At 38.5% G+C, this 20,774-nt stretch carries 21 protein-coding genes; 15 read left to right on the top strand and 6 right to left on the bottom strand.

Annotated features, from left to right (window positions below; translation table 11 throughout):
* Positions 1-9: 9 nt before the first annotated feature.
* The 14 genes from BCL90_RS09030 (at position 10) to BCL90_RS09095 (ending at position 14,358) form a co-directional block, all read left to right on the top strand.
* The gene (locus tag BCL90_RS09030) at positions 10-600 is read left to right on the top strand and encodes an ORF6N domain-containing protein (RefSeq protein ID WP_121283694.1); all 591 of its coding nucleotides are present in this window, start codon (positions 10-12) and stop codon (positions 598-600) included.
* A 21-nt stretch (positions 601-621) separates the two neighbouring features.
* Complete coding sequence (ilvB, locus tag BCL90_RS09035) at positions 622-2,373, top strand: biosynthetic-type acetolactate synthase large subunit (protein WP_121283695.1); 1,752 nt, start codon at positions 622-624, stop codon at positions 2,371-2,373.
* A gap of 128 nt (positions 2,374-2,501) precedes the next feature.
* On the top strand, positions 2,502-3,140 hold the full coding sequence (gene ilvN / locus BCL90_RS09040; protein WP_121283696.1) for an acetolactate synthase small subunit: 639 nt from the start codon (positions 2,502-2,504) through the stop codon (positions 3,138-3,140).
* Positions 3,141-3,238: 98 nt separating this feature from the next.
* Positions 3,239-3,637, top strand: a complete 399-nt coding sequence (locus BCL90_RS09045; RefSeq protein ID WP_090499005.1) for a glyoxalase superfamily protein — start codon at positions 3,239-3,241, stop codon at positions 3,635-3,637.
* The gene (locus BCL90_RS09050) at positions 3,634-4,095 is read left to right on the top strand and encodes a DinB family protein (protein WP_121283697.1); all 462 of its coding nucleotides are present in this window, start codon (positions 3,634-3,636) and stop codon (positions 4,093-4,095) included. Before BCL90_RS09045 ends, BCL90_RS09050 begins: the two co-directional genes overlap by 4 nt.
* Positions 4,096-4,291: 196 nt before the next feature.
* Positions 4,292-5,773: a ketol-acid reductoisomerase gene (ilvC, locus tag BCL90_RS09055; RefSeq protein ID WP_121283698.1), complete on the top strand. Its 1,482-nt coding sequence runs from the start codon at positions 4,292-4,294 to the stop codon at positions 5,771-5,773.
* A gap of 60 nt (positions 5,774-5,833) precedes the next feature.
* Positions 5,834-7,240 (top strand): 3-isopropylmalate dehydratase large subunit, encoded by a 1,407-nt coding sequence (gene leuC, locus BCL90_RS09060; protein ID WP_121283699.1) that lies wholly within the window; start codon positions 5,834-5,836, stop codon positions 7,238-7,240.
* An 83-nt stretch (positions 7,241-7,323) separates the two neighbouring features.
* Complete coding sequence (locus BCL90_RS09065; protein ID WP_121283700.1) at positions 7,324-7,617, top strand: antibiotic biosynthesis monooxygenase family protein; 294 nt, start codon at positions 7,324-7,326, stop codon at positions 7,615-7,617.
* A gap of 78 nt (positions 7,618-7,695) precedes the next feature.
* Positions 7,696-8,283 (top strand): 3-isopropylmalate dehydratase small subunit, encoded by a 588-nt coding sequence (gene leuD, locus BCL90_RS09070; RefSeq protein WP_121283701.1) that lies wholly within the window; start codon positions 7,696-7,698, stop codon positions 8,281-8,283.
* 112 nt (positions 8,284-8,395) lie between these two features.
* On the top strand, positions 8,396-9,859 hold the full coding sequence (locus BCL90_RS09075; protein ID WP_121283702.1) for an ATP-binding cassette domain-containing protein: 1,464 nt from the start codon (positions 8,396-8,398) through the stop codon (positions 9,857-9,859).
* Positions 9,860-10,000: 141 nt separating this feature from the next.
* Positions 10,001-11,092, top strand: coding sequence for a 3-isopropylmalate dehydrogenase (gene leuB, locus BCL90_RS09080; protein WP_121284576.1), 1,092 nt, complete (start codon positions 10,001-10,003; stop codon positions 11,090-11,092).
* 10 nt (positions 11,093-11,102) lie between these two features.
* Entirely contained in the window at positions 11,103-12,263 is a 1,161-nt protein-coding gene (locus tag BCL90_RS09085) for a 2-isopropylmalate synthase (RefSeq protein ID WP_121283703.1), read from the top strand.
* 356 nt (positions 12,264-12,619) lie between these two features.
* A complete protein-coding gene (gene ilvA / locus BCL90_RS09090) occupies positions 12,620-13,870 on the top strand; it encodes a threonine ammonia-lyase IlvA (RefSeq protein ID WP_121283704.1) in 1,251 nt (416 codons plus the stop codon).
* Between the two features lie 137 nt (positions 13,871-14,007).
* On the top strand, positions 14,008-14,358 hold the full coding sequence (locus BCL90_RS09095; protein WP_121283705.1) for a cupin domain-containing protein: 351 nt from the start codon (positions 14,008-14,010) through the stop codon (positions 14,356-14,358).
* 177 nt (positions 14,359-14,535) lie between these two features.
* On the opposite strand, the gene BCL90_RS09100 is transcribed toward BCL90_RS09095, so the two are convergent.
* Entirely contained in the window at positions 14,536-15,096 is a 561-nt protein-coding gene (locus BCL90_RS09100) for a DUF4230 domain-containing protein (protein ID WP_121283706.1), read from the bottom strand.
* A 136-nt stretch (positions 15,097-15,232) separates the two neighbouring features.
* Between BCL90_RS09100 and BCL90_RS09105 the strand changes: the two genes are divergently transcribed.
* Positions 15,233-15,646 (top strand): hypothetical protein, encoded by a 414-nt coding sequence (locus tag BCL90_RS09105; protein ID WP_121283707.1) that lies wholly within the window; start codon positions 15,233-15,235, stop codon positions 15,644-15,646.
* 13 nt (positions 15,647-15,659) lie between these two features.
* On the opposite strand, the gene BCL90_RS09110 is transcribed toward BCL90_RS09105, so the two are convergent.
* The 5 genes from BCL90_RS09110 to BCL90_RS09130 all read right to left on the bottom strand — a co-directional run bounded on the left by BCL90_RS09110 (position 15,660) and on the right by BCL90_RS09130 (position 20,650).
* Positions 15,660-16,652 (bottom strand): ABC transporter ATP-binding protein, encoded by a 993-nt coding sequence (locus tag BCL90_RS09110; RefSeq protein WP_121283708.1) that lies wholly within the window; start codon positions 16,650-16,652, stop codon positions 15,660-15,662.
* 175 nt (positions 16,653-16,827) lie between these two features.
* Entirely contained in the window at positions 16,828-17,625 is a 798-nt protein-coding gene (locus BCL90_RS09115) for an outer membrane beta-barrel protein (protein WP_121283709.1), read from the bottom strand.
* Positions 17,626-17,709: 84 nt separating this feature from the next.
* Complete coding sequence (locus tag BCL90_RS09120) at positions 17,710-18,465, bottom strand: hypothetical protein (RefSeq protein ID WP_121283710.1); 756 nt, start codon at positions 18,463-18,465, stop codon at positions 17,710-17,712.
* Positions 18,446-19,015 (bottom strand): RNA polymerase sigma factor, encoded by a 570-nt coding sequence (locus BCL90_RS09125; protein ID WP_121283711.1) that lies wholly within the window; start codon positions 19,013-19,015, stop codon positions 18,446-18,448. Before BCL90_RS09125 ends, BCL90_RS09120 begins: the two co-directional genes overlap by 20 nt.
* Before the next feature lie 477 nt (positions 19,016-19,492).
* A complete protein-coding gene (locus tag BCL90_RS09130) occupies positions 19,493-20,650 on the bottom strand; it encodes a hypothetical protein (protein ID WP_121283712.1) in 1,158 nt (385 codons plus the stop codon).
* Between the last annotated feature and the right edge of the window lie 124 nt (positions 20,651-20,774).

Consider the following 20,774-nt stretch of genomic DNA (forward strand, 5'->3'; position numbering starts at 1 on the left):
AAACAGATTATGCAAATAATTAAAAGTATTCAGAATAGGATTTATGAAATCCGGGGAGAAAGAGTTATGCTCGATTTTGATTTGGCATCGCTTTATGAAGTTGAAACAAGGGTATTAAATCAAGCGGTTAAACGAAATATAAAGCGTTTTCCCGAAGATTTTATGTTTCAGTTAACTTCTGCAGAGTTTGAAAATATAAAATTTCAGACTGAAGCGATTAATGAGGTTGCTTCATCACAAATTGTGATAAAGGATCAGCCCAACTTGATGTCACAATTTGTGACTTCAAGTTGGGGCGGTACAAGAAAGCTGCCATACGCTTTTACCGAGCAGGGTGTGGCCATGTTAAGCGGCGTTGTAAATAGCGACAAAGCCATTAACATGAACATTGCCATTATGAGGGCTTTTATTGATGTTAGGAAAATTTTACTGAAGCAAAGTAACCTTAATGAACAGCTAACAGAAATTAAAGAACGGATTGGTGAACATGATGTTCAGCTCAACGAGCTTTATGATGCCATGGAAAATTTAATAGACGAGAAAATTGCTCAATTAAAATGGAACGACAGACAAAGAATTGGGTTTAAAATTAAAGAATAGTAGAACCGCAAAAACATAACTATGGAAACTGCACAAGATACAATACAACAAACCGAGGCAAAAGCAGAAACCTCAAAAACCTTATTTAAAGGAACAGGCTCGCAAGTTTTGTTGAATGGATTAATTGAAGAAGGTGTTACCACCATTTTCGGATATCCGGGAGGAGCTATCATGCCGATTTATGATGCTCTTTATGATTATGCCGATAAATTAGAACATATCTTAGTCCGCCATGAGCAAGGTGGTATCCATGCTGCTCAGGGTTTTGCCAGAGCAAGTGGCAAAGTTGGGGTTTGTTTCGCAACCAGCGGACCAGGCGCAACCAACCTGGTTACTGGTTTAGCAGATGCACAAATTGACAGTACGCCATTAGTTTGTATTACCGGGCAGGTTTTCGCTCACCTATTGGGAACGGATGCTTTCCAGGAAACGGATGTAATTAACATTACTACTCCGGTTACCAAATGGAATTACCAGGTTACCGATGCAAAAGAAATTCAGGAGGTATTAGCCAAAGCTTTTTACATTGCTAAAAGTGGCAGACCGGGTCCTGTTTTAATCGACATTACCAAAAATGCGCAGTTACAACTGGAGGAATTTCCTGAATATGTAAAATGCAACCACATCCGCTCTTATCGCCCGAAACCAAAAGTTAGGGTTGAATATATAGAACAAGCAGCCGAATTAATCAATTCAGCAAAAAAACCGTTCATCCTTTTTGGACAAGGTGTTATTTTAGGTAGAGCCGAAGAAGAATTCAAGGCTTTTATCAATAAATCAGGAATTCCTGCTGCATGGACCATCATGGGCGAAGGTGCTATCCCAACTTCACATCCACTAAATGTAGGTATGTTGGGCATGCACGGCAATTATGGACCAAACGTGTTAACGAACGAATGTGATGTGCTAATTGCCATCGGTATGCGTTTTGATGACCGCGTGACTGGCCGTTTAGATAAATATGCCAAACAAGCCAAAGTAGTACATTTGGATATCGACCCTGCTGAAATCGATAAAAATGTTAAAGCTGAAGTTGGTGTTTGGGGCGATTGTAAAGAAACTTTGCCACTATTAACCAATTTGGTTAACGAAAATAAACACGAAGATTGGTTGGCGAAGTTCAGAGATTATAATCAACAGGAAATAGACCAGGTCATTACTCCAGAGCTTTATCCAACAAGTGATGATATGACCATGGGCGAAGTATTGCGCAATATTAACGAAATCTGTGGTGGAGATGCTGTTATCGTTACCGATGTTGGTCAGCATCAAATGGTAGCTTGTCGCTATGCTAAATTCAACAATACCCGCAGCAATATTACTTCTGGTGGTTTAGGTACGATGGGCTTTGGTTTACCGGCCGCAATTGGTGCTAAATATGGTGCTCCTGATAAAACCGTTATTGCCATTATTGGTGATGGAGGTTTCCAGATGACGCCTCAGGAACTGGGTACCATTATGCAGTTTGGTGCAGCCGTAAAAATCCTGATTCTGAACAACCGCTTTTTAGGTATGGTTCGCCAATGGCAACAGTTATTTCATGATAAACGTTATTCTTTTGTTAATATCACCAGCCCTGACTTTGTTGCTTTAGCAAAATCGTATTATATCGAAGCAAGCAAAGTTGATGAACGTGCAAACTTAAGACAGGCATTAGAAACCATGATCAACCATGAAGGTTCTTACCTATTGGAAGTAATGGTTGGTAGAGAAAACAACGTGTTCCCAATGGTTCCGCAAGGAATGAGTGTAAGCGAAATCAGATTGAAATAAGCATAAAGGTAAAGCTAGCGTAATCGTCATCTCGACTGTAGCGCAGCGAAACGGAGAGATCTTTCTTTAACAACATTTAAAGATTTCTCTACAAGGTCGAATGACGAATAGGTAAATAAGAAATTATCATGAGTACTGAAAATACAATAGAACATAAAATAGATAAAGCCGATTTAGACGGAAAGCAGGAATACACCATCACGGTTTATGCCGAGAACCGCATTGGTTTATTAAACAGGATTGCGATTATCTTCTCAAAAAGAAAAATCAATATCGAAAGTTTAAACAGTTCCGCATCAGAAATTGAAGGAATACACCGTTTCAATATCGTTATCCAGGAAGGTTACGAAGTAGTGAGAAAGCTGGCCCGACAAATAGAAAAGCAGATCGAGGTGTTAAAAGTTTACTTTAATACCAACGACGAAATTATCTGGCAAGAACTGGCACTTTACAAGGTTTCTACAGATGAAATTGCAGAAAAAGTAACTGTAGAGCGTTTATTACGTCAATACGGGGCAAGTGCAGTAGTAATCCGTAAAGATTATACTGTTTTTGCAGTAACCGGTCACCGTGAAGAAACTGATGCTTTGGTGAAAGCTTTAGAACCTTACGAATTAATTGAATTTGTTAGATCTGCAAGAGTAGCCATTATTAAAGATAGTGCCGGTTTCCACGAAAAACTAAAGGAATTTGAAGCTTTCGAACCTGGTGAAGAATTGGTAGAAAATGAATTTTTAGAAAAAGGAGAGAAAATTTTTACGATGTAGTATAAAGGCAGAGGGCAGAAAGGTTGAAGGTAAAAAGCATCATGCTTAATGATCACTGCGAAAACCTTAGTGCCCTTTGCGGTTAAAACAACTTTAATATGAAATGCAATAAAACCATACCGATTTTAAGAATATTCGATTACGATAAAGCAATCGAGTTTTATGTAAACTGGCTTGGATTTAAAATAGACTGGGAATACCCCTTGGAAAAGAATTCCCCGGTTTATATCCAGGTTTCATTGAACGGTCTTGAACTTCATTTAAGCGAACACCATGGAGATAGCGCCCCTGGTGCGCACGTTTATGTTGATTGTGTAGGTTTAAAGGAATTCCATAAAGAAATAACAGCAAAGAATTACAAATATAACAGACCAGGCTTAGAGGAAACTTTTCATGGAACCTGGGCAGTAACCGTAAACGACCCGTTCTTTAACCAGATTACTTTTAACGAAGAGCGAAACGAAGCTGAAAATACAGAGATTAAAGAAAAAATATGAACGAAGTATTTGATTTCATAATAAACTCACGTAAGGCATTTATTAAGTTAATAGATGGCTTAACAATCGAAGAATTGAATAAAATTCCCGATGGTTTTAGCAACAACATCATCTGGAACTTTGGTCATATTGTAGTGAGTACACAAACGCTTTGTTATGTTCGTACAGGTGTATTGCAAGATGCTACATCGGTAAAATTTAACGAGTATTACAAAAAGGATACAAAGCCATCTTACACCGTAACAGAAGAAGAAGTAGCAGAATTGAAGGTCATCGCAATAGAGAGCATTGAAAAAATAAAAGAAGATTATTCAAATGGAAAATTTTCAAGCATCACTCCTTTTATAACTGCAACTTATGGCGTGCAATTGAACAGTATAGAAGAGGTATTGATTACAACCATTGGTCATGATAACATGCATTGCGGTTACGCATCGGCACTGAAAAAGTATATGTAAAATGGAAGATGTCAGATGGAAAATGGATAAAAAATCTGTGTAATCAAACCATCTGTGTAATCAATCCGAAGGAAAAAATTGGAAGGTGAGATGGAAAATGGATAAAAATCGGTGAAATCACTGTATCTGTGTAATCAACCCGAAGGAAAAAAAGAATATATAACGATAATTAAATAGAAATTAACCAATAAAAACAATGGCAAATTATTTTAACACATTACCTCTTAGAGAAAAATTAAACCAATTAGGTGTTTGCGACTTCATGGACAGTTCTGAATTTTTAGATGGAGTTAGCGCATTAAAAGGAAAAAAACTGGTAATTGTTGGTTGTGGCGCACAAGGCTTAAACCAAGGTTTAAATTTAAGAGATAGTGGTTTAGATGTAAGCTACACTTTACGTAAGGAAGCAATTGAAGGCAAACGCGATTCGTGGAAAAATGCAACTGAAAATAATTTCACCGTTGGCACTTATGAAGAACTGATTCCAAATGCAGATATAGTAATTAACCTTACTCCAGACAAACAACATACTACTGTTGTAAATGCAATTATGCCTTTAATGAAAGAAGGTGCTACTTTATTATATTCTCACGGTTTCAATATCGTGGAAGAAGGTATGCAGATCCGTAAAGATTTAACCGTAATTATGGTTGCACCTAAATGCCCGGGTAGTGAAGTTAGAGCAGAGTATGTTCGTGGTTTTGGTGTTCCTACCTTAATTGCTGTTCACCCTGAAAACGACCCTCAAGGTAAAGGATTGGCACAGGCTAAAGCTTATTGCGTAGGTACAGGCGGTCACAGGGCTGGTGTATTAAAATCATCTTTCGTGGCTGAAGTAAAATCAGATTTAATGGGCGAGCAAACTATCCTTTGTGGTTTATTGCAAACTGGCTCTATCTTATCATTTGATAAAATGGTTGAAAAAGGAATCGATGCAGGTTATGCCTCTAAATTGGTGCAATATGGTGTTGAGGTTATTACTGAAGCCTTAAAACAAGGTGGTATTACTGCCATGATGGACAGGTTAAGCAATGTAGCCAAAATCAAAGCTTTCGAAATTTCGGAAGAATTGAAAGACATTATGCGTCCATTGTTCCAAAAACATCAAGATGATATTATGAGTGGCGAATTTAGCCGCACCATGATGGAAGATTGGGCAAATGGTGATAAAAATCTATTAAAATGGAGAGCTGAAACCGGCGAAACAGCTTTTGAAAAAACTCCTGCTGGCGATGTTAAAATCGGTGAGCAGGAATATTTTGATAACTATACTTTAATGGTTGCTTTCGTACGTGCCGGGGTTGAATTGGCTTTCGAAACTATGGTACAGGCAGGTATCAAACCAGAATCTGCTTACTATGAGTCATTGCACGAAACACCATTAATCGCAAATACCATTGCACGTAAAAAGTTGTTCGAAATGAATCGTGTAATTTCTGATACTGCCGAATACGGTTGTTATTTGTTCGATCAGGCTTGTAAACCACTTTTAGGCGATTTCATGAAAAAAGTAGATACTGATTTAGTTGGTAAAAACTTTAACGAAGGTAAAGATGGCGCGGTTGATAACAGAAAATTAATTGATGTTAACGAAGCTATCCGTTCACACGAAGTAGAGCAGATTGGCGCAACGTTGCGTAAAGCAATGACTGCAATGAAGGCGATTAAAACAGCATAGTAAACTTACAAACCTCGCAGGTTTTAAAAACCTGCGAGGTTTAAATAATTATATAAAAAGATGTCAAAAACATTAGTAGAAAAAATTTGGGATGCTCACGTTGTAAAAAGTGAAGAAGGATTTCCTGATATTTTATACATTGATACACACTTAATACACGAGGTAACCTCTCCGCAGGCATTTGATGGCTTACGCAAAAGAGGCTTACCTGTTTTCCGGCCAAAGCAGACGGTAGCAACTGCCGATCATAATGTACCTACCTTAAATCAGTTATTACCAATCAAAGAAGAGCTTTCGCGCTATCAGGTAGATATGTTAACCAAAAACTGTGCAGAATTCGGTGTAGAACTATATGGTTTAGGTCATCCTTTTCAAGGCATTGTGCATGTTATCGGGCCTGAGTTGGGTATTACTTTACCGGGTAAAACGATGGTTTGCGGCGATAGCCATACCTCTACCCATGGTGCTTTTGGCGCTATTGCATTTGGCATAGGCACTTCGCAGGTAGAGCAGGTTTTTGCAACGCAATGTTTACTGCAGTCGAAACCTAAAACCATGAAAATTGAGGTAAACGGCGAACTTGGAAATGGTGTTGGCGCAAAAGATATTATCTTATACATTATCGCCAAAATCTCTGCAGCGGGCGGTACAGGTTATTTTATTGAATATGCAGGTTCGGCAATCGAGGCTTTAAGTATGGAAGCCCGAATGACCATCTGTAATATGAGTATTGAAATGGGGGCACGTGGTGGATTAATTGCACCCGACCAAACCACTTTCGATTACATTAAAGGAAGAGAGTTTGCTCCTGCCGGCGAAGAGTGGGATAAAGCTTTAGCATATTGGGAGACACTATATAGCGATGCTGATGCAAAATTCGATAGTGTTTTAACTTTCGATGCAGCAGATATTGCACCTATGATTACCTACGGTACAAACCCTGGAATGGGCATGGGTATTCAGGAACATATTCCAGCAACTGGTGCACAGCCAGAAAAAGAAAAACTTTCGTACCAGAAAGCACTGGATTATATGGGTTTTGATGACGACTCTTCTTTGATCGGAAAACCGGTTGATTATGTATTCATCGGAAGCTGTACTAACTCCCGCATTGAAGATTTACGTGAAGTTGCTGATTTTGTTAAAGATAAACGCAAAGCTGATAATGTTACGGTTTGGATTGTTCCAGGTTCAAAACAAGTAGAACAACAAGCTAAAAACGAAGGTTTAGATAGGATTTTCGAAGCCGCTGGTTTCCAGTTACGCGAACCAGGTTGTAGTGCATGCTTAGGGATGAACGAAGATAAAATCCCGGCAGGTAAATACTGTGTATCTACATCGAACAGAAACTTTGAGGGTAGACAAGGACAAAATGCACGAACCTTATTGGCCAGTCCACTTACCGCAGCAGCAGCAGCTGTAACCGGAAAAATTACTGATGTAAGGAATTTGTTGGAGAAGGCGTAAAATAACTGTCATGCTGACGAAGGAAGCATCTGCAAGCTAAGAAACAGATTCTTCGTTCCTCAGAATGACAACTTTCAAAATATATGATACTAGAAGTTGCCATATTAAATGTAAAAGCCGGATTATCGGCTGATTTTGAAAAAGCTTTTAGCGAAGCGCAAAAAATCATTTCCTCAATGGAAGGTTACATTTCGCACCAGCTTCAAAAATGTGTAGAGGTAGAAGATAAATATATCCTGCTGGTAAACTGGAAAACACTGGAGGCGCATACCGAAGGTTTCAGAGGATCGGCAGAATACCAGGATTGGAAAAAGTTATTACATCACTTTTATAATCCTTTCCCAACAGTTGAACACTTTACCAAGGTGGAAGACTGAAGGTTATAATAAATATTAAATCAATGAAATCACCCCAATCGGTGAAATCATTTAAATCTGTGTAATCATCATTAAAAAATGAAAAAATTCACAAAATTAACATCGGCAGTAGTGCCTTTAAACATAGAGAACATTGATACCGATCAGATTATCCCGGCAAGGTTTCTAAAAGCAACTACACGCGAAGGTTTCGGTGAGAACCTATTCCGCGATTGGCGTTATAACGGCGATAATACACCAAAGCCAGAATTTGTAATGAACAACCCAACCTATAGTGGTCAGGTTTTAGTTGCCGGAAAAAATTTCGGTTGTGGCAGCAGTCGCGAGCACGCCGCCTGGGCCATTCAGGATGCAGGTTTTGATGTAGTAATCAGCAGTTTCTTTGCCGATATTTTTAAAGGTAATGCATTAAACAACGGTTTATTGCCTATTCAGGTAAGTGAAGAATTTTTGGCGCAGATTTTCAAAGCGGTTGACAGCAATCCAAAATCAGCTTTAGCAGTTGATTTAGAAAATCAAACCGTGACCATTGTAGAAACCGGAGCTCAGGAATCTTTTGAGATCAATCCTTACAAAAAATCATGCCTGATCAACGGTTATGACGATATTGATTTCATCTTAAACCAAAAACAATTAATTAAAGAATTTGAAGAAGGCCGAGGGTAGAAAAGCAGAAGGCTTGAAAAGCTAAAAGACTAAAGTAGAAAGACTAAAAAAACACTAACATTTACTACACTAGGATCCGCTTAGGTGTTTCAGGTGGTGAAAAATAAAAAACATGACAGAGCATTTCGTCGACGTCCAAAATTTAAGCTTAAAGTTTCAGCAAAAAGCTGTGCTAAGGGATTTGAATTGGACCATTAATCCAGGCGAAAATTGGGTATTGGGTGGAATTAGTGGAAGCGGAAAAACCTCTTTAGCTAAAATCATTGCTGGCTTACAAAGTGCACCTGGAGATGTAAAAATTTATTTTGACCGCGAAAGTCTATTACCTGCTGAAACCTTATTTGTAGAAAGCTGGTATCAGTTTAAAAACTTAGAAGGTGTTGCCAATTTTTATTACCAACAACGTTACACTAGTCAGCAGGCTAAAGAAACCTTAACTGTTCATGCCGAACTGGTTGGTTATGGTAAAGAAAAAGGACTTCATTTCGATCAGGTTGAACCGATATTAGAAGCTTTGGCTTTTGCAACATTTGCCAGTTCACAATTAATAGAATTATCCAGCGGCGAACACAAAAAATTGCAACTGGTAAAGGCGCTCTGGTTAAAACCCCAGTTGTTGATTATCGATCAGCCCTATACTGGTTTAGATTCTGCTTCGCGCAAAAACCTGAACATTTTACTGGATCAGGTTGCCGAAGAAGGTACGCAACTGATTTTAATTTGCAACGATATTGAATTACCAACCTGTATAACTTCATTTGCCGAAATAAGAGATGGCCAATTAGTTAAAGTAGATGCTTTAGAAAGTTCAGCTACCGAAATCCATTTAAGAGAAATTCCAGATTTCTTAAAAGAATCTCCTGTTTACAGTTCTGAAGATATTGTAAAAATGGTTAATGTAAACATTAGCTATGGTGAAAAGCAGGTTTTAAAAAATATCAACTGGGAAGTTAAGGCCGGAGAAAAATGGCTTTTGCAAGGACATAACGGTTCAGGAAAATCGACATTACTGAGTTTAGTGAATGGTGATCATCCACAATCTTATGCCAACGAGCTTTATTTATTTGGCAACAGGCGTGGAAGCGGCGAAAGTATATGGGATATTAAACAGCATATCGGCTTAATATCACCCGAGTTTCACTGGTATTTCGATCCAACCGCCACCGTTTGGCAAAGTATCGCTTCTGGTTTTTATGATACCGTAGGTTTGTTCCAACAATTGCCCTATACCAAAAGCATACAGGTTGATGAACTGGTAGAATACTTTGGACTTACCGAAAATAAAAATGAATTATTAACCGCGCTTCCACTCGGTAAACAGCGATTAGTGTTGCTAGCACGGACAATTATAAAAAATCCGGAATTATTAATTCTGGATGAACCTTGCCAGGGCTTAGACCAACAGCAAACGAAACATTTTAACCAATTGGTTGATGAATTATGCAGCAACGGGATGACCTTAATTTATGTTGGCCATTTTGAATCGCAGCTGCCAACCTGCATAGAAAAAAGAATATTGTTAGAAAAAGGCGAAGTAAAAGTCGTCGAAAGTTTAAACACAGAAATATTAAGCTGATGCAAAATTAACCACAGATAAAAAGGATGAACACAGATAAAATCTAATGATTCGTGAAGCCACGAAGCGTAGCAGAAATAATTCTGTATTTATCGGTAAAAATCTGTGGTAAAAACGGCAACAGCAAAAGAGGAGTCAATAATGAAGAAGAACATTTTAGTAATACCTGGAGACGGTATCGGACCCGAAGTAACCACTTGGGGAAAAACAGCATTAGAAAAAATTGCTGAGATTTTTGGCCACGAATTTACGTTTGACGAAGCTTTAATGGGCCATGCGGCTATTGAAGTTACTGGCGAGCCTTTGCCGGATGAAACTTTAGAAAAAGCAAGAAAAAGCGATGCGATCCTTTTCGGAGCAATTGGTCACGCCAAATATGATAATGACCCAAGTTTAAAAGTTAGACCTGAACAAGGCCTTTTAAAAATCCGTAAAGAACTTGGTTTATTTGCCAACCTCCGCCCGATATTACTATTTGACGAACTTCTTCAGGCATCGAGCATTAAACCAGAAATTTTAAGAGGAACAGATATTTTGTTCTTCCGCGAATTGACAGGAGATGTTTATTTCGGAGAAAAAACACGATCTGAAGATCGCAATACGGCTTCTGACCTTATGATTTATCACCGTTATGAAGTAGAACGGATTGCACATAAAGCTTACCAGGCTGCGCAACAACGCAACAAAAGATTGTGTTCGGTGGATAAAGCAAACGTTTTAGAAAGCTCACGCTTATGGCGCGAAACCGTTCAGGAAATTGCAAAACAATACCCTGATGTAGAAACTGAGCACATGTTTATCGACAATGCAGCCATGCAGTTAATCAAAAATCCTAAAAAATTCGACGTGGTTTTAACGGCTAATTTATTTGGGGATATTTTAACAGATGAAGCTTCACAGATTGCGGGCTCAATGGGTATGCTGGCTTCGGCATCTGTTGGCGAAAGTACAGGTTTCTTTGAGCCGATCCACGGTTCGGCGCATGATATTGCAGGTAAAGATTTAGCTAATCCGTTGGCCTCTATCCTATCGGCAGCCTTAATGTTGGAAATTGGTTTCGGACTTAAGGAAGAAGCCAAATTATTGGTTGATACCATCGATCAGGTATTGAAAGAAGGTTTCAGAACCCATGATATTGCCGATCAAAACACAAACCGTTTCAAAGTTTTGGGCACAGCCGAAATGGGCAAATTGGTTATTAAATTCTTATCACAAAAATTAATCACCTCCTAACCTTAATATTATGATTCACGACCCAAACAAAGTTTATATTTTCGACACGACATTGCGTGACGGAGAGCAGGTTCCAGGCTGCCAGTTAGATACAAACCAAAAAGTAGAAATCGCAAAATCACTTGAGCTTTTAGGAGTTGATGTAATTGAAGCAGGTTTTCCGGTATCTAGTCCAGGAGATTTTAACAGCGTAATCGAATTATCAAAAGCGGTTACCAACCCGATTATCTGTGCCTTAACCCGTGCAAACAAAAACGATATTGATGTTGCCGCAGATGCTTTGCGTTATGCAAAAAGACCGCGGATCCACACTGGGATCGGTTCATCTGATTTCCACATTAAGCATAAATTTAACAGTACCCGCGAAGAAATTTTAGAACGCGCCGTGGAAGCTGTAAGGTATTCGAAAAAATTTGTGGAGGATGTTGAATTCTACGCAGAGGATGCCGGCCGTGCCGACATTGAATTTTTAGCCAAAATGGTTGAAGCAGTTATTGCTGCGGGTGCAACTGTGGTTAATATTCCGGATACCAACGGTTATTGCTTGCCAGACCAATACGGTTCTAAAATCCTTTATTTAAAAGAAAACGTAAAAAATATAGATAAAGCCATTATCTCTGTGCATTGCCACAACGATTTAGGCTTAGCTACAGCCAATTCTATCGCAGGCTTACAGAATGGTGCCCGCCAGGTAGAATGTACTATCAACGGCATCGGAGAGCGTGCAGGCAATACTTCTATGGAAGAAGTCGTGATGATTTTGAAAACGCACAAAATTTTAGGTTTAAATACCCAGATTGATGCGACACGTTTCTACGAAATGAGCCACATGATAAGAAACCAAATGAACATGCCGGTACAACCGAACAAAGCAATTGTTGGTGGAAACGCATTTTCGCACAGTTCGGGTATCCACCAGGATGGTTTCTTGAAAAACCGCGAGAACTACGAAATTATTAAACCTGAAGATGTTGGTTTCCCTGATGCTACCATTGTATTAACGGCAAGAAGTGGTCGCCATGCTTTAAAACATCATTTAGACCGTTTAGGTCATAAATTAGAAAAAGATCATTTAGATATTGTTTACAAACAGTTTTTAGTTTTGGCTGATAGCAAACAGGGCATTAACGATTACGATCTGAATCAATTGGTTGCTTTGCATTTAGCGTAAAAGCTGAAAGGTTAAAGACTAAAGCTAAAAGCGACTAGCGAACGGCCTAAAGGCTCAGGGTTTAGCGTTAAGCGGGTGGCGTTCCAGTTTGACGCACCGACTCCGCTTCCCTAAACCTGATAGTAGTGGAAATACTTTTTAATTGCAGCAACCCTGGATACAATGTCATGCTGAGGCACGAAGCATCTGCAACCGATGAAACAGATTCTTCGTTCCTCAGCATTACAGTAGTTTTAAAAAGATTGGAACGAATAGCAGGACTGCAATAACCGAAAAGCACCAAACCCTGCTTTACAAAAAACACAAGAGAATATTGGTCTTGATACTTGATTCTCTCTATACCTGATACTACAACAATGAATACTACAACACCACATACACTGGATTTTAAATCTGCATCAGAAAGGCTCAAAGGCGTGGTAAAACGTACCCCACTTGAGTTTAATGCCGGCCTTTCTTCTCACTACAACGCAAACATTTATTTAAAAAGAGAAGATTTGCAGATCGTGCGTTCTTATAAATTGCGCGGTGCTTACAATAAAATCAGTTCACTACCTCAAGAATCGTTAGTTAACGGTGTTGTTTGTGCAAGTGCGGGCAATCATGCACAGGGCGTAGCTTATTCATGCAAAAAACTCGGTATCAAAGGCGTTATTTTTATGCCAGAAATTACCCCGAAACAAAAAGTTAAACAGACTTATATGTTTGGTGGCGACAGCGTAGAAGTCATTTTAGTTGGCGATACTTTCGACGATTGTTTAAAAGAAGCATTGGCCTATAGTGCCGATAAATCGGCCACTTTTATTCCACCTTTCGATGATGAAAAAGTAATTGAAGGACAGGCAACGGTTGGTGTAGAAATTTATGAAGACCTGCCAGATTTAGACATTTTGGTGATGCCTGTTGGCGGTGGCGGTTTGGCCTCTGGCGTGAGTGCCTACATGAAAACCGTAAAACCTGATGTAAAACTGGTTGGCGTTGAGCCACTGGGTGCACCATCAATGGTTACCGCCATGGAACACGGCGGCCCTTATACTTTAGACGAAATAGACCGCTTTGTGGATGGTGCCGCTGTAAAAAGAATTGGCCACATTACTTACGAGTATTGCAAGGAACTTCTTGATCAGATGCATTTAATCCCTGAGGGGAAAATCTGCACAACCATTTTAAAGCTGTATAACGAAGACGCCATTGTGGTAGAACCGGCTGGCGCACTATCTATAGCAGCATTAGATCAACTGAGAGATCAGATTGCTGGCAAAACAGTAGTTTGTATTGTTAGTGGCGGAAACAACGACATAGAGCGCATGCAGGAGATTAAAGAGAAATCTTTACTTTTCGAAGGGCTAAAACATTATTTCATTGTACGTTTCCCACAAAGACCAGGCGCTTTAAAATTATTTGTAAACGAGGTTTTGGGTCCGCAGGATGATATTACCCGTTTCGAGTTTATTAAAAAAACGAATAAGGAAAACGGTCCTGCATTGGTGGGCATCGAACTTTCTAACAAAAACGATTATGCCAGCTTGTTGCAGCGTATGAAAGATTTTAAATTTGAAATTATTGAGCTAAACCAGGACCAGACTTTGTTTGAGTATTTGGTTTAAAGCTTTTACCGTATAGATATTTCCGTCATTTCGAGCGGAGTGCAACGAAGTCGAGAAATCTATCAAGCATAGATCTCTCCATTCTACTGCGTTCCAGTCGAGATGACGATTTTTTTTTAACGCAAAAAATAGAAAAAATGAACTTCAACGACTTAAGCAACAAAGCATTAATTTCGGATAGCGATATCAATTGGGAAGATTTAGGAGCAGGCGTTAAACGCAAAATTATGGCTTACGATGACAACCTGATGTTGGTTAAAGTAGAATTTGAAAAAGATGCCATTGGTACCATTCACAATCATCCTCATCTTCAAATGAGTTATGTTGCCAAAGGAAGTTTTGAAGTTAGTATGGGGGATGATAAGAAGATCTTAAATGAAGGGGATGTTTTCTTTGCCCCATCAAATATTTTTCATGGTGTAGTTTGTTTAGAAGCTGGGTTATTGGTTGATATTTTTAATCCGCATCGGGAAGATTTTTTGAAGTAAGACCGGTGATCGTCATTTCGAGTGGAGTACAACGAAATTGAGAACCACGGAGTGCTCAGCAAAAGCTAAACCCATCTCGAGGTAGATCTCTCCGCTCTACTGCGTTCCGGTCGAGATGACGACATTAGGTGTGAAGATCGCTAGGAACCTTACACCCTCAACCTTACACCTTAAACCCTACTCAAAAGTAAACCTCACATTTTTATAACCCAATCCTTCAATAATTGGCTTAAGCACGGTTGTCGCATTGGTTTTAGTTTGTGCTAAAATGCTCGATTTTTTAACTTCTGCAGTAATTTGTCTTTCGGCTGCTTTATACGCTTCATCTACTAAACCAGCTTCGCGGAAGAAAGCCATTTTCGTATCATAAACACGGGAGTTTTTATGGTCGATTTTTACATAACAGATTTCGGGCTGTGGTAAATTTACTACAGCAGTGTCCGCATCAATATCAATATCTTCGCGGGTAATTTTGGTAAGGTCGATACAGCCTACTGCTTCGGCTTTAACGATCAATAAAACACTGGCTTCGGGTAAAAAATCTGTTTTATTCTTATGTTCAAGAACATCGCTGATCTGATACCTTACCAGCTCTAATTTACCAATAGCCTCAATTTTCTCTACCAGAAGCTGGTGTTTGCTTTCTACAGAGGTATTGATACTAAACTTTTTGGAGATAAATAAGTATCCTGCAACAATTAAAATTAACCAGGGTAAGAGGCGAAAAAAGAGCTTCATATTTTAAAAAAATAGGGTACTAACATTTGTGTATTTAATCTGTTGCACAATAATTAATCCATAAATCTTCAATTCTATTTTTTTGGCAGCAGATTTGTAATACCAATATCACACACACAAATAAAAACTAATCAACATGAAAAAATTTACCATCTTAATGCTTTGCATTGCCACACTAGGTCTGGCTTCTTGCAAAAAAGAAACTGTCTATCAAGAATTAAGAGCTAAAACTTATAATTTCACTATTAACTCAAATGAATGGGTGCGCAACGCCAATGGGAGTTATTCTGTAAGTAAGCCGTTAGCCGCCATTGATGGCGTAACCTTAGATGACGAAGGTGTTCTAGTCTATTTTGAGCACCCTAGTGATCCAAATGGTGATATTCAATTACCTTATACATTCAACTATAATGCTTTTAGCTATAAAGTTTCTAATGGAGGCTTAAGGTTTGATGTTCAGGATACCAATAATTTAACAGCCACAGTGCCACCGAATTATAATACTCTAGTAAAAGTTGTGATCATTCCATCAGATTACGCTGGAAATTAAATTCTAAAAGCCCTTAAAACTCCAAAAAACGACTGATGTTCAACTGAACGTGGTCGTTTTTTTTATGCTCTCCCCTGTTCAACTGTAAGGCCCGAACGCTAACGCCATTTCTTTCTAAGAGCAATTCGTCATAAAATCCTTTATAGTAAACATCTTTTACTTCAAAACGTCTGCTGCTCCAATTATTGCTAATTTCTGCCCATTCAGGATAAAAAACCACATTTCCTGCAAAAGTTTTTAAGCCTATTTTCTCTGCATCCCCACGAGACAAAACAACTGCATTACCTAAAATCTGAGCAGTGTAAATGTGTTTTGGATTTTGATAAATATCTATAGGCCTACCTGTTTGCAAAAGTTCGCCGTTTCGCAAAATGAGTAATTGGTCGGCAAGAAATAAACCATCAGCAGGGTCGTGAGAGACAAGAATAACTGTTACGCCAGTTTCTGCTGCAACGCGTTTTATATCAGCCCTTAGCTGGTTTTTAAGCAAGGCATCAACCTGGCTAAAGGGTTCGTCTAATAGTAAAACCTGCGTATCGGCAACCATTGCCTTTGCAATGGCCACGCGCTGCTGCTCGCCGCCACTAAGCTCTATTATTTTTTTGTTCTGTAATGGAAGAATCCGCAGATGTTCCATGATAGCCAAAGTTTTTTCGGCCTTGGTTTTCAGATTGGTATTCGATAGCTGTGAGGCAATATTATCGTAAACTTTCGCATAAATATTCAGCGAAAAATCCTGCGTAACCATTTTCATCTGCTTGTGGCCGGGAATCAGTTGTTCATCCGGACCTTTAACCCTTTGATCTTCGAAAAAGATTTCACCCTCATCGGTTTTCAGCAATCCGTAAATGGATTTTAATAAAGTTGACTTTCCGCTACCGCTCTCGCCGATAATGGCAACCACATCACCTCTTTTAATGTCAAAACTTACATTTTTGATTCCACCGGCCTGCTCTGCCTGATATTGTTTGGTTAAATTTTTAACGCTGATTAGGGTATTGCTCACGCGGTAAATATAAAGCTTAAAGCAGAAAGACTAAAGCTTAAAGCGAAATGTTTTTACGCAAAAAATCCTGTCTCGCCTAACCGAAACAGGATCTGTTCATTTGTGTGTTAACTTTATGTTTTTTAGGTTATCTCATCTAAATAGATTAATTGGTCGCCTTTAGGGGATTTAGGGGTTAGTTTAGCCCGAATGTAACCCCGAAACTCATATTCTTTAAGCCAGCTTGTTGAGAGGTAGTAAACATATCGTTAAAGTAATATTTGGTAAATAAACCTATACCGCCGTAGCCAAATCTAACTGTACCTCCGTAACGAACCGATTGAAAGTGGTAGCTATCATATTGTTTTTCTTTACCACGTTCCTCGCTTATCTGTTTAATTTTTCCATTTAGCAAAAAGCTAACCTCAGGACCTAACACCAAGTAAAATCTTTTGCCGTTTTTGTTTTCGCTGGTACGGAATTCGAAGTTTAATGGAATATGTACATAACTGCTGGAGAAACGGTTTTTAGAGAAATGTACTGGTGATTGATCGGTATAAGCAAACTCGTTAGCGTTTTTAGCAATAGTAATATCTTTTCTTAAACGGATTAAGGTCCAATCAAATCCTCCTGCTACATAAACTTTAAAGTTAGAATTAAAGCGGTAGCCAAACTGTAAAACATCAAAAGAGAATGTGCTGGTTTTTCCACCTTTGTAATCTAAAAAATCATTATTAGGTGATAAATTAAAACTTCCATTATCTATCAATCTGGAAAATCCCCAATCAACCCTGGTAAAAGTAATTCCACCTACAAAACGTCCGTTTTTTGGTTGTTTATTTACGCTATCTTTGTCGTCCCTGGTTATTTTTACAATACCATAATCCAAATCTCTTCTATTCCTTTTTGTCGAATCTTGTTGTGCAAAAGCACCTGGAGCCATAACACCGGCAAGTCCGCTTACCAGAAGTGTTGTAAATATTAGACGTTTCATATCTGTGTGTTGTTGAGTTATTAAATGAGTGAATTATTGAATGTTGTAAAGTTTAAATGTTTGATACTGCTAACTAAAAACTGTTTACTTCTTATTGCGTTTACCTATTTTAAACGGACCGATATTGATTGATGATAAAGAAGAGTCATCATCATCAGTACGGAACTGAATTAGCTTATCTTTTCTTTTATCCATTTTGTTAACAATCAGGTTTACCACATCGCCAACATTGCGGATACCTTTATTGTTCTGTTCGTTTTCGTTAATGGGATCATCCGTTTTAATGGCTGTAGGATTAGCAACTATTACAGTTTCCTCTTTGGGTTGCAGAATCGCCTCTTCTATCTTAGTTCTAATATCTTTTTTAGGCTCTTCAACTTTAGCCACAATGGTTTCTTGCTTTTGCATTTCAGGGGCCGTAATTATCCGCGGTTGCTCTAAAGCAGGTTTATCTTGTTTCACCTTTGTTTTGGCAATAGCCCTTGCTGGTTTAGCCTCAACTGGTAAAATTGGTGCAACATCTTTAACCGGTTCAACTACTACAGGTGGCTGATCTTTTACAACTGGTGTTTCCACTACTGGCTTAGGCTTTTCAATTGTATTATTGGCTAATTGTTTACCCTCACTAGTATTATTCTGCTGTTGATAAACCAAAATTCCAATTGTAGCGATAAGCAAAACCGCTGCAGCCGATAACCAATAAACTGGTATGATTCTTTTTTTCTTCGGTGTTATTTCGCTTTCAATGCTGCTCCATAAATCTCTCGAAGATGTAACTTCCGCATCAGCAAAAGCATCTTTAAATAACTGATCAAAATCTTTATCCCGTATAGGTTGCATAACCAAATCCCTCCATTTTTATAATTTCTTCTTTTAATATTGCCCTTGCTCTCGATAATTGCGATTTACTCGCGCCTTCAGAGATCCCAAGCGTTTCTCCAATTTCCTTGTGCGAATAACCTTCTATTACGTACATGTTAAAAACCATGCGGTAACCATCAGCTAATTTTTGTATCACCTTCATCAAATCCTGCATTCCCAAAGTGCCAAAATCAAATCCCGTTGACGGTTGCTCATAAGCTTCATCTATTTCAACAACATTTAAGCTGCGTAAATTTTTACGGTAACTTTCAATCGCAGTGTTCACCATCACCCTTCTAATCCAGCCTTCAAAAGAACCATCACCCCTATACTCTTTTATTTTTTGGAAAATTTTAATGTATCCCATCTGCAGCACATCTTCTGCCTCCATCTTATCTTTGGCGTAGCGCATACAAACGGCCAACATCTTAGATGCAGTTTGCTTGTAAAGCAGCTCCTGCATCTTCCGGTCGCCAGCTTTGCAGCCTTCCATCAAATCGTTTATCGTATAGCTTCGCGTCAATTTCATTGTGTGTTTGTATATAGAAGATGGCAGATTACAAACAATGGTTGCATGAGGAGAGAAAAAAAGTTAAATAAAGTTAAATTCAGAAATATAGTTATTGATTATCAGATAGATATGATTATAATAATTTCCAAGAAAGATATAGTTTTTTGATTTGAAAAGCAAAGACAGAAGCATTTTTGAGGTGTTAGTCCCGCTATCCGCTGCAATCTTTTTTATACTTCTGTCATGCTGAGGCACGAAGCATCTGTTTCATCGGCTGCAGATGCTTCGTGCCTCAGCATGATAGTTATATTCAAGGTTGCTACAGAAAAAAGGATTTCCACTGTTATCGGGTTTAGTTGGCACGAACTTCGGAAGTTTCAAAGGTGTTGGGCGCAGGGGTAACTTCGGAAGTCTATAAACAATAAACCCCGCAGGTTTATATACCTACGGGGTTTGAAATGACATGAATTTAATCAACTTAAACCTTCCCACCTTTTACATTCCATCCTTTTTCATTTTAAACAACTTGAAATCCTGTTTATAGGTCAAAAAGAAGGAGTGGTTAAACTGAAGTTGTTTATCGGTATGATCAAGATCGATATGCGGTTCGAAACGCACATCAAGGTATAAATGTGGGATTAACTCTTTTTGGTAAGCATAACGCAATGAAACAATGTTTCTTGAACTTTGTCTCAAGCCCGGACTGTACAGGTTATCTGAAACCGATTCATAAAGTGGCATACCTTTAATTGAAATAAAATTATTGCCCTTCCAGTAAGAGGCCACCAAACTTCCCCATTTACTTTCTACACCAGCATTTAACCATAAACCAAAACCACCTTGGTAAGCCCTTCTTTTATCTGGAGAGAAATCTTTGTAAACGGCAATATAGTTATCGGTATATACCTGTTTAATATTAGCATTAATGTCTTTATGCAGCTTTATACCTGTTGCGCCATTAAACATGGTGGTAATCGGGATTTCTTTTAAAACATCAATTTGCCCGCCCTGATGGAAAGCCAAAAACTGTGCAGGAATACTTAACTTCCAATCATCATTTTTGATTAAAAAACTTTCGGTTGATAAACCACCAATAATTTCTTCTTTAGCCGGATCACCTTTGTAGATCATTTTTTGCCAGGCAATCCAGGCATCTAAAGTAAATTTCTTGCGTTCTACCAATAATTGTGTTCCATATTCAATCGGCGTAGTTAATGTTCTTTCGAAATCGTATAAAGGTTCAATATATTTATGCTGAATGTTTCCTTCTAAACTCCCAAAAATTAAGGTGAGGTTACGCTTATGGTATTTTACGCTAAATAATGGTTTGGCATCAGAAATTCCGTTCCGCCCGAAATCTTTTCTGATAAAAGCACCAGCAGTAATGGCGAGGTTTGGATGTGCATAATAAACGATCTGCGGCTGCAATTGCGTTCCGTACAAAGTATAGCCATCATGAAAATCGTTGGTATACTCGTAATTACGGACGTAATTTAAATTGTAGAAATTGAAGTGAACCTCATTGGTTAAGCTGCTATCAGGACGGATCCTGTTTTCGAAGGCCGATTGATTAAACTGTGCCGAAGCAAAATAAGAACTAAAAAGAAAAGTTATCAGTAGTAAGGACTTTTTCAGGTCCGGGGTTGTAAACATGCGCTTGGATTTTATCGCCCAAATTTAGAATAGTTTTTGGTTTATTTAAATGAAGAGTTTATGAAGTTTACGAAAAGGAAACAAAATTGCTGGCTGGTTGACAACCAAGGCACAAAGAACACAA

Origin of the sequence: Pedobacter alluvionis, from assembly GCF_003664035.1 — a bacterium.
In the GTDB taxonomy this organism is placed as follows: domain Bacteria; phylum Bacteroidota; class Bacteroidia; order Sphingobacteriales; family Sphingobacteriaceae; genus Pedobacter; species Pedobacter alluvionis.